The organism is Ruminococcus callidus ATCC 27760, from assembly GCF_000468015.1.
Taxonomy (GTDB): domain Bacteria; phylum Bacillota; class Clostridia; order Oscillospirales; family Ruminococcaceae; genus Ruminococcus_C; species Ruminococcus_C callidus.
On record NZ_KI260325.1, the window covers coordinates 4,378 to 14,544 of the forward strand.

9 protein-coding genes are annotated in these 10,167 nt (G+C 44.7%); 6 read left to right on the forward strand and 3 right to left on the reverse strand.

The features are described from left to right. Positions 1-3,236 (forward strand): phage tail tape measure protein (locus tag RUMCAL_RS02935; RefSeq protein WP_021681006.1); only part of this gene is annotated, 3,236 nt, incomplete at its 5' end. A 39-nt stretch (positions 3,237-3,275) separates the two neighbouring features. On the opposite strand, the gene RUMCAL_RS02940 is transcribed toward RUMCAL_RS02935, so the two are convergent. The 3 genes from RUMCAL_RS02940 to RUMCAL_RS02950 all read right to left on the reverse strand — a co-directional run bounded on the left by RUMCAL_RS02940 (position 3,276) and on the right by RUMCAL_RS02950 (position 5,314). Next, positions 3,276-3,596 carry a TfoX/Sxy family protein gene (locus RUMCAL_RS02940; RefSeq protein WP_021681007.1) on the reverse strand — a complete coding sequence of 107 codons (321 nt, stop codon included), beginning with the start codon at positions 3,594-3,596 and terminating at the stop codon, positions 3,276-3,278. 49 nt (positions 3,597-3,645) lie between these two features. Next, positions 3,646-4,326, reverse strand: coding sequence for a CatA-like O-acetyltransferase, family 3 (locus RUMCAL_RS02945; protein WP_021681008.1), 681 nt, complete (start codon positions 4,324-4,326; stop codon positions 3,646-3,648). A 184-nt stretch (positions 4,327-4,510) separates the two neighbouring features. Further along, positions 4,511-5,314, reverse strand: a complete 804-nt coding sequence (locus RUMCAL_RS02950; protein ID WP_021681009.1) for a PfkB family carbohydrate kinase — start codon at positions 5,312-5,314, stop codon at positions 4,511-4,513. Between the two features lie 105 nt (positions 5,315-5,419). Here RUMCAL_RS02950 and RUMCAL_RS02955 point away from each other — a divergent pair, with 105 nt between their 5' ends. The 5 genes from RUMCAL_RS02955 to RUMCAL_RS02975 all read left to right on the forward strand — a co-directional run. Next, a complete protein-coding gene (locus tag RUMCAL_RS02955; protein WP_040646724.1) occupies positions 5,420-6,295 on the forward strand; it encodes a phage distal tail protein in 876 nt (291 codons plus the stop codon). A gap of 3 nt (positions 6,296-6,298) precedes the next feature. Beyond that, positions 6,299-7,036: a siphovirus ReqiPepy6 Gp37-like family protein gene (locus RUMCAL_RS16400; protein WP_021681011.1), complete on the forward strand. Its 738-nt coding sequence runs from the start codon at positions 6,299-6,301 to the stop codon at positions 7,034-7,036. Positions 7,037-7,355: 319 nt separating this feature from the next. Beyond that, complete coding sequence (locus tag RUMCAL_RS02965) at positions 7,356-8,468, forward strand: leucine-rich repeat domain-containing protein (protein ID WP_242823482.1); 1,113 nt, start codon at positions 7,356-7,358, stop codon at positions 8,466-8,468. Then, a complete protein-coding gene (locus RUMCAL_RS14940) occupies positions 8,465-9,769 on the forward strand; it encodes a hypothetical protein (protein WP_021681013.1) in 1,305 nt (434 codons plus the stop codon). The genes RUMCAL_RS02965 and RUMCAL_RS14940 overlap by 4 nt, the downstream gene beginning before the upstream one ends. A gap of 4 nt (positions 9,770-9,773) precedes the next feature. Further along, the coding region (locus tag RUMCAL_RS02975) for a phage holin family protein (protein WP_021681014.1) at positions 9,774-10,167 on the forward strand (394 nt) is incomplete at its 3' end.

Consider the following 10,167-nt stretch of genomic DNA (forward strand, 5'->3'; position numbering starts at 1 on the left):
TCACCGTAGAAATCGGCGGCGATACCACCAAGCTTTCCAAGGCTCTGGAGAGCGTCAACAAGAACATCAAAAATACACAGACACAGCTGAAAGATGTGGAAAAGCTGCTGAAGCTGGACCCGACCAATACAGAACTGCTCTCCCAAAAGCATAAGCTCCTTGCCGATGCGGTTTCCGCCACAAAAGACAAACTGTCTACCCTGAAGATTGCTGCAGAACAGGCAAACACTGCTCTTGCAAACGGTGAGATTTCGCAGCAGCAATATGATGCACTTCAGCGTGAAATTGTCGAAACAGAACAGGAACTCCGCCGTTTACAAACCGAGGCAGATAAAACAAATACTGCATTTGCGAAAATTGGTGCTGCCGGTGAAGTAATGCAGAATGTCGGAAACAAAATCTCCGGTGCAGGCGAAAAACTGATGCCCATAACAGCCGGAGTGACTGCCTTGGGAACGCTTGCAGTAAAGACAGGTGCCGATTTCGATTCTGCCATGAGTAAGGTCGCCGCTGTTTCCGGTGCAACCGGTGAAGAATTGGATGCACTGCGAGACAAAGCACGAGACATGGGCAGCAAAACAAAGTTTTCCGCAAGTGAAGCCGCTGAAGCCATGAACTACATGGCGATGGCAGGCTGGAAAACAGAAGATATGCTGTCCGGTATTGAGGGCATTATGAATCTTGCCGCTGCATCCGGTGAGGATTTGGCGACGACATCCGATATTGTTACAGATGCATTGACCGCTTTCGGCTTAACTGCTGCCGACAGCGGTCATTTTGCTGATGTGTTGGCGGCTGCAAGCTCCAATGCCAATACCAATGTGTCCATGATGGGCGAAACTTTCAAGTATGCCGCACCTGTTGCGGGTGCGCTGGGGTTCTCTGTAGAAGATACCGCACAGGCAATCGGCTTAATGGCAAATGCGGGCATCAAGTCCACACAGGCAGGCACTTCCCTTCGTTCCATTCTGACCGCTTTGTCGGGCGAAGTGAAATTCTGCGGTGATGCAATTGGGGAAGTAACGGTACAGACCACCAATGCTGACGGTTCCATGCGTGACCTGAATGATATTTTAGACGACTGCCGAACTGCTTTTTCCGGTTTATCTGAATCGGAACAGGCATCTGCTGCACAGGCACTTGTGGGAAAGAATGCCATGTCCGGTTTCCTTGCACTCATGAATGCCGCACCTGCGGATATCAGCAAACTTGAGGGGGCAATTTCTGCCTGTGACGGCACATCCCTTTCCATGGCAGAAACCATGCAGGACAACCTTGCCGGACAGCTGACCATTCTAAAATCTCAGCTGGAGGAACTGGCGATTTCCTTTTCGGATGTTCTGATGCCTGCAATCCGTTCCATTGTAACATGGGTGCAGGGATTGGTGGATTGGCTGAATCAGCTTGACCCACAGACAAAAGAAACCATTGTCAAAATTGCACTGGCTGCAGCGGCTCTCGGTCCTCTGCTGATTGTATTGGGAAAAACAGTATCCGGTGTGGGAACGGTCTTTTCCGCAGTGTCCAAACTGCCCGCCCTTTTCTCTGCTGTGCAGAGTGGCATCGGAGCCATTACCGGAGCGTTAGGCGTGTCCTTAGGTCCGCTGCTTGCCATTATCGCAGCTGTTGCTGCTCTGGTGGCTGCTTTTGTGCATCTCTGGAAAACCAATGACGAATTCAAAAGCAACATCATCGCCATCTGGGAGCAAATCAAAAGCACCTTTGCCGGATTGACACAGGGCATCACCGACCGACTAAATGATCTGGGATTCGACTTTGAGAGTTTCACCGATGTGCTGAAAGCAGCGTGGGATGGGTTGTGCAATCTGCTGGCTCCTATTTTTGAAGGTGTCTTTCAAAATATCTCCAACATCTTTTCAGAGTTTACTGGTGTTCTTCTGGGGCTGCTGGACGTGCTGATTGGTCTGTTTACGGGCAACTGGGAGCAATGCTGGAACGGCATCAAGGGAATTTTCACTTCCATATGGGATTTTATCGTCAATACATTTTCCAATATTCTGAACACACTGAAAGGCATTGCAGATGTGGTTCTCGGTTGGTTTGGTACATCGTGGAACGAGGTCTGGACATCTGTGAAGGATTTCTTTGTGAACATTTGGAACAGCATATCCGCATTTTTCACCGGAATCATTACAGGAATACGGGATTTTTTTGTAAATACCTGGACAACAATCTCCACCACATTTACCGGTATCGTAACGAATATTCAGAACGTTGCGACAACTGTTTTCACAGCAATTAAGGATTTTATCACAGGTATTTTTACTGCAATCTATGACTTCCTCTCGCCTTTGTTAGAGGCTTTTCGCTATCTGTTTGAAACAATATTTCAGGCAATTCAGATACTCATCGGCATGGCGATGGATTGGATTTCAGAGAAAATTTCTGCCATCTGGAACGGCATCGTTTCTTTCCTTACGCCGATTTTAGAGGGTATCCGCTCCACATTTGAAATCATATGGAACGCCGTCAAATCTGTCATTGATACCGTCATGTCGGCAATTTCAAGCGTGATCAGCACGGTGTGGAACGCCATCTCCGGTGTGATTTCTTCCGTTCTGAATTCTATAAAATCTGTTGTTTCCGGTGCATGGAATACCATATCCTCTACCATTTCCAATGTGATGAACACTATAAAATCCACGGTTTCCGGTATCTGGGACAGCATCAAATCTGCCATTTCCGATAAGGTGGGCGGCATTGTGGACACGGTGAAAAGCGGTTTCAACAACGCTGTGGATTTTGTGAAAGGACTGGCGTCCGATGCGTGGAACTGGGGCTCCGACATTATCAGCGGCATCATTGACGGCATCAGAAGCATGATTGGCAATCTTGCCGATTGTGTCACCGGTGTGGCGGATACGATTCGGGAATTTCTGCACTTTTCCGTACCGGATAAAGGACCGCTGACCGACTATGAAAGCTGGATGCCGGACTTTATGAAAGGGCTGGCTGACGGCATCCACAAAAGCAAGAAATATGTGGGAAAGGCTGTAGGCAGTGTGGCACAGGCAATGAAGCTGACCATGGATTCTGATTTGCAGTATCAGCTTGACGGCATTTCCGGTGCGGTTTTGAGCCGTGATGCAAACGGCTCGGTGGTAAATAACTACTATAATGACAACAGCCGCACAGTGCATCAGACCAACAATAGTCCGAAAGCACTATCACGGCTGGAGATTTATAGACTTACAAGGAATGCGGTGAAGCAGTAATGGGGCGGAGTTTCTGCCCTGCAAACTGGAATTGTTGTTCTACCTCTTCTTTTTGGGCTTCGGATTTGGCAATTCGTCATACATGGCATCAAACAATCCGGTCAAGTAATCCTTATTGTCAACATCATCTACAAGCAACATCTCTTTTGCCCCATCGTACGGCAATTCATACTCAGCATTTGGCATATAAGAAATTGCTGCTTTTACTGGTTTCACCAGTAGCCTGTCATCATAAATTCCACCAACAATCTTGCCCTTATAATAGAGTATAAATTCTCCCATCATTGCTCTATATGATATATCGTTTAACTCGCATAACTGTCCTAAAATAAATTCTAAATAATCTTTACTCGATGCCATATTTCCTCTCTATACTTCCGATTTTTCTCTTTTAAGGTAAGTTAGACCTTTAATTCCTATACTGATTACAAAATGCTGACATCTCATCCTCCAGCAGCTTAAATACCTTTGCAACCAGATACCCGTCAGCAATTGCATGATTCAGTCTCACACTGACCGGCATTAAAAACTGTCCGTTTTCTTCATGATACCTTCCCCAGTTGATAATCGGTGCAAAAAACAGATGCCCGTCTGGAAGTTCAATATTCAATGAGTCATAAGACAACCATGAAATGTAAGAAGCATCAAACCAGTTTGGATGATTTGCCATATCAAGAAGATATTCTCTTGTCTCCTTCGCTTTTCTGATATCCTCTGCACAATCCTTATAGAAAACGTGATAGTCTGCATTATAAACGGTATAAACCGGTGTACAGGTCTCCGTATCCTCGTGAAAAATATACTGTGCGGGATTAATCTGGTCATAGCAAATCAGTTCTTCGGTCTGCCAAATATACCCCATTCTGTAATCCTCTCTGGAATTAAGTACCTTTGCGAGTATATACAGAAAATTAATATAAAACTTCGTACCAGAATCTTCTGAAAACTTTTTCAGTGCTGTCACATTGATTCTTGCCGTCATAGAAGTGGAACATTTACAATCTTCCGAAAAATGCCGGAACACTCCGCTCCTGTAATAAGTCTGCTTATCTATTATTTTATAATTCATGTTTTTATCCGATATAGTCATTTTATCCTCCAAATATTTTATTATGATTTATAGACTATACCGGTCAATGCAATGCAAAGCCTCATGTCAATCATCACCGTCCTCTCGTTGCCATCATCAAGTCAACTATAATCAAAAGCATATTATATTCCTTACACTTTCATACCTTCCAGCACTACAAATGGGAAGCTGTGTTTCTGATTATTCAGAATCCACCGTAATGTTTTAAGGTTTCTGCTGCAATTTCAGAACCGACATTCATAGCCTTTTCAATATTATTTTCGAGCATATATGAGCAGACAAATCCGGCGTGATAGCTGTCACCACAACCGGTCGTGTCAATTATGCTTTCAACTTTCACAGCTTGCACTTTGAATTCCTGTCCATTAAGGTATGTAACGCTTCCACGTTCTGCAAGTGACACGTTGAACAGGGAACGGTATTTATTCGATAATTCTTTGAACCTCGGCAGGAGTTCTTCCGAGCCGCTTATCATAAAGAAATCAACATGCGGAGCAAATCGTTCCATATCTGCAAAATCTCTATATACATCAAAATCTACCGCAAGCTTAAAGCCAAGAGTTTCCTTCAGTTCAACTACTTGCGAAAAACACGAAGCCCAGAAATGAACAAAGACTACATCGGACCTTGATAAGATTTTGATTTCATTATCATTCAGTACGATGTTATCGAGAATTTCTCCGTTCCATGAATCATCTTTATAATACCTATCGCCCGATTCTGTAAGGTAAGTCATATTATTTGCAGTCTGATACCTTTCATCAATGCGTATATGGTTTTTATCAATATCAAGCTTTGATATTGAATCCATTATCGCTTCTGCATATTTATCTTTTCCGACAACACCAAGAAGCGTAACATCTATATCCTTAAAGTGCGAGGCATGAACAGCAAAATTCAATGCTTCTCCTCCCGGTCTGATTATTTCAGTACCGTAAAAAACATCTGCACATATACAAGGAAGTGCAGTCAGCTTAATTTTATTCATTATACCACCTCACAAATTCCGATTTATAGGGCTGTCACGCCCTACAGCATATAACCCAATTATATCACATTCCACTCTCAAAAGTCAATGAAAGGAGCTGAAACTTTGGTTTTCTCTCTCATCCTCGAAAACGCCGCCGGCGAACAAATCGACCTAACCACCACAGCCAACCGCTATATGGTCTCCGAAATCGACGGTCTGTATCCCCCTGCCGGCACAGTCAGCACCTCCACCTATGCCGGCATGAACGGCAGCTATCTGAACAACGCATTCATCGAAAAGCGGAACATCGTCATTACCTTTCAGATGCGTGGAGTGAACATCGAAAAACGCCGTCACGCCTTGTACCGTGTGGTGAAACCCTCCCGCTATCTCAAGCTCTATTACAAAACGGCAGGCATTGACGTGTGCACCGAAGGCTATGTGGAAACCTGCCCTGTGGAACACTTCAGTGATAAGGTCAGCGGTCAGATTTCAATGATTTGTCCCGACCCGTACTTTTACAGCACCTTTGCAATTCACGCCTACTACAGCCAGATTGCAGGGGCATTTGTATTTCCCTTTCCGCAAAGTGACGAGCCGTTTCCCCTTGGAATTTACAGCACCACGGATAATATCCCCATACAAAATGACGGTGATGAAACAGGCTTTACCATTCGCATAGAAGCATGGGCAAATGAAACAGTGCCGGAAATCGCCGCAGTAACACCAACGATATACAATGCCGACACCGGCGAATATCTTCAAATCAAAGGCGAAATTCTCAAAGGAGATGTCATTACAATCACCACCAAAACAGGCAGCAAAACGGTGACGCTCACCCGAAACGGCGTGGATTTCAACATCATCAATCGACTGGTGGCAGGTTCCACATGGCTGACGCTCCGTGAGGGACAAAACACGTTTCATGTAACCGCCGTTCGCAATGTGAAAAATATCCGTGTGACCTTGATGCACACAAATGCGTATTTAGGAGTGTAAAAGATGCAGATTGAAATTTATTGTTTTACGGCAAAAGAACGCAGTATCTCAGCAGAGCTTATGGCAATCTGCGACAGTTTTTCTTCGCTGCTCTGGGACGTGGAATATTACAAATGCGGCTGCTTTGAAGTGTACATTGCCGCCAATGCCAAAAATGTGGAGATTTTCCGGACAGGAAGAATCATCGGGCGTAATGATGACAAGGAACACTTCGGCATCATCGAGTCGGTACAAATTGATACCGATGCAGAAAATGGTGATTATCTGACCGTTTCAGGCAGATTCCTGACATCACTGCTTTCCCGCAGAATCATTTACCCGTCATTTTCCGCAGGCAATACCTTTGAAAATATTGTGCGGAGTGTGCTTTCCGACAATGCCATATCCGCTGGCACCCGCACCATTTCCGGACTTTCTATGGGAACAGTCAGCGGCGAATGCTGGCAAAGCAGAACAAGACTGCAAGTCAGCTATGATAATCTGATGGAATGGCTGTATACCATTTGCGAAACCATTGGCGGTTCGGTAAATATCCGCATGGAAGGCAATGCACTGAAATGTGATCTTCTGCAAGGCACAGACCGCAGTATTTTACAGAACGACAATCCCCATATCGTCCATTGCTGCATTTTCCACGCAGTATCAGTACAACAAAGACTATTTTGTCGGCGATTATGTCACTGTGAAGCATGTGCGTTTCGGACTCATACAGCCGAAAATTCAGCTTGTGGGCATGATTGAAAGCTTTGATCAGAACGGCAGAAGTCTGACACCAACATTCAAAATATAGGAGGTACTTATGGCATTTTCATATGGATTTTTCAATGCAAAAAATCTGGACAGAGTTTACACAGCAGAAGATTTCACAGGATATTTGTCAAGCATGATCTGCAATGGTGTATTGGATACTTACGGGAACAATTTTTCGGTTACTGCCGGAGAAAAGCTCTCGGTTCTCATCGGCACGGGAAAAGCATGGCTGAACGGTCACTATTTCATCAATGACACTGTATATACCCTCGATTTGCGGAAATATGCAGATGAATCCCTTTCACGCTATGTGACCATCGGCATCAGCTGTGATGTCAGTGATTCCGTCCGTGCCTGCAAACTGGAAGTAAAGTCCGGAACAGCGGCAACTGCGCCAACGATTCCTGTTTTTGAAAATACGGATACGAAAACATATCTGACCCTTGCGTCGGTTCGTCTGAACGGCGGTGTAACGAAAATTACGGATGCCAATATCAAAGATTATCGTGCAGATGAGAAGAAATGCGGCTATGTGAAGTGTATTCTGGGAAAATGCAGGGTGTCTGAAATGCTTGTTGCTATGACGGTTTTAACAGACAGAGTTCAAGAAATGACTGGTAAACTCGACACGCTGCAAAGCACTGTGGATATGCTTCAGCTAAAGGTGGATGACCTTACAGGCGATGTAATTGCTGTCGGTTCTCTTGGCAAGGAGATTTACTATGTTCTCTACAGCAACGGCAATCTGCTGGTGCGTGGCACGGGAGAAATGTATGATTATGATTTGGACACCAACTTATCTCCCTTGCGCGGCAATAGCGACATTCAAGCTGTTGTAATTGATGAGGGAATCGTTTCTGTAGGTGATTATGTTTTTGAAAATTGCAAAAACATGAAAAATATCACACTCCCGCCCTCGCTGACAAGTATCGGACAAGCAGCTTTCATGCAGGGAGATAATTATATCGGTGAGGTGTGTGGTTTAACGAATATTGCAATTCCGTCAAAAGTTACAAGCATTTCGGGCAGTGCATTCTGGGGTACTGCAATTGAAAGCCTTGTTATTCTTGATTCAGTTACGGAAATTGGAAAATATGCCTTCCGTGACTGTACGGCATTAAAGAAAGTAACCATCAATGGAACTGTTATCGGTGAGTTTATGTTCGTCAGCTGTACAAAGCTGTCGAACTTTACCATAGGCTCAAAGCTGAAGAAAATCGGCTCGAACGTGTTCAATTACTGCTCCGCCCTCAAGCTGATTACCTATGATGGTACGCTTGCACAGTGGCAGACGATTGAAAAAGGCAATAACTGGGACGGCAAATCTGCTATGGACATTGCAAAATCCGGACTTACAAAAATTCAGTGTACTGACGGGTATCTGGAATACGCTGACGGCACATGGAACGAGGTGAAGGAATGATGCTGAAATTTCTTGTAAAGGGACAGAAAATTGAGCTTCTAGAACGCGAAGTGATTGCCTCCGACCAGATTGCATTTGTAACACTGAAATTTGTATTTGACGGCGATTGGAAAAAGTTTCACAAGGTGGTGCAGTTTACCCAGTGTGATGAAACATACAACCGTGTGCTCGGCACTGACGGACTGTCCTGTTTGCTGCCTGCGGAGCTTCATGCAGGTGCGGTAAAGCTATCCGTATTCGGATATGACGCTGACAATACATCCGGACTGCGTGCCACAACGGTTCCGGTGACACTACATATTCGTGCATCCGGATTTGTAGGAGAGGATGCCGATTCCCCCATTCCGCCGACGCCCGATTTGTATACGCAGCTTTTACAGAAAATCGGTGAAGTGCAGCATGGGAAAGATGGTGCAGACGGCAAGGATGGAAAAGACGGCTTATCCGCATATGAACTTGCCGTGCAGAACGGATTCACAGGGACACTTGCAGAATGGCTTGCTTTTCTCAAAGGGAAAGACGGCGAAAATGGCGTGGATGGGAAAAACGGTGTGAATGGCTCTGACGGTAAATCCGCTTACATCATTGCAATGGAACACGGCTTTGTTGGCACTGAAACAGAATGGCTGGAAAGCCTCAGAGGGGCTGACGGTAAAGATGGCTTGCCTGGAAAAGACGGTAAAAATGGTGTAGATGGCAAAGACGGAATAACACCTGATATGTCAAGCTATGCAACAAAAACAGATATTGCAGAGCTGCAAAAACAAATTGAAAGCATTTCCGGAATCAGTTATATTTCTGTATTTGAAAGCGGTTCTGATACTTTGCAGAAATACGGTGACAGCATTTACACCTATTACAACGATGGTTATCGTTCTCTTGCAGGTTTTGCGGAGAGTTATCCGCATTTCTGCTCTGCTGAAAATGATTATGCCCTGTATTTCAATCAGAACGATTTCAGTTGGGCAGGAAATGTTTTTGTGATGTTTCTGACACCTGTCGCAATTACTTCAAAAATGAAGCTGCTTTTAAGCTATATGGTCGGTGCATCACAGGACGCTGAATTTTATCTTATTCCGAAGACAGATAAAACAGGGTCGGAATTGGCTCAGTATATCTATGAAGAAATCAAAGCAGAAAATGCTTTGAAATTATCATTTAAATGGCTTTATTCCGATACTTTCATTTCTGTGATGCAGTCACTGAAAAATGTGTCGGATGGAGAATATTATCTCGCTTTCAAAGGCACATCGGATAATTCACATCCGATGGTGAAGTCTATTAAATTTATGAAGGAGTGATCTTATGAAAGATACCATTTGCCTGATTGCAGGCATTGTCGGCGGATTTATCGCAACACTGCTCGGCGGCTGGGATTCCGCATTGGCAACACTCGTAGTTTTTATGGGCATTGACCTTGTGACAGGTGTCGTAACAGCTGTCATGGGCAAATCCAAGCACAGCAGCAGCGGTTCTCTCAGCAGTAAGGCAGGCTGGGTCGGACTTGCAAAGAAGTTTTGTATTCTGCTTATGGTGGTGGTCGGCGTGAGAATTGATATTCTCATTGGCACAAATTATATCCGTGATACCGTGTGCATCAGCTTCTGTCTGAACGAACTGCTCTCCATTATCGAGAATACGACACTTATGGGAATTCCTTTCCCACCTGCAATCAAAAAAGCAATTGATGTTCTGCAAA

Bases quoted from the DNA above. Each gene is read 5' to 3' on its own strand.
- RUMCAL_RS02940 (WP_021681007.1), bottom strand. From the start codon at position 3,596: ATGGCATCGAGTAAAGATTATTTAGAATTTATTTTAGGACAGTTATGC.
- RUMCAL_RS02945 (WP_021681008.1), bottom strand. From the start codon at position 4,326: ATGACTATATCGGATAAAAACATGAATTATAAAATAATAGATAAGCAG.
- RUMCAL_RS02950 (WP_021681009.1), bottom strand. From the start codon at position 5,314: ATGAATAAAATTAAGCTGACTGCACTTCCTTGTATATGTGCAGATGTT.
- RUMCAL_RS16400 (WP_021681011.1), top strand. From the start codon at position 6,299: ATGCAGATTGAAATTTATTGTTTTACGGCAAAAGAACGCAGTATCTCA.
- RUMCAL_RS14940 (WP_021681013.1), top strand. From the start codon at position 8,465: ATGATGCTGAAATTTCTTGTAAAGGGACAGAAAATTGAGCTTCTAGAA.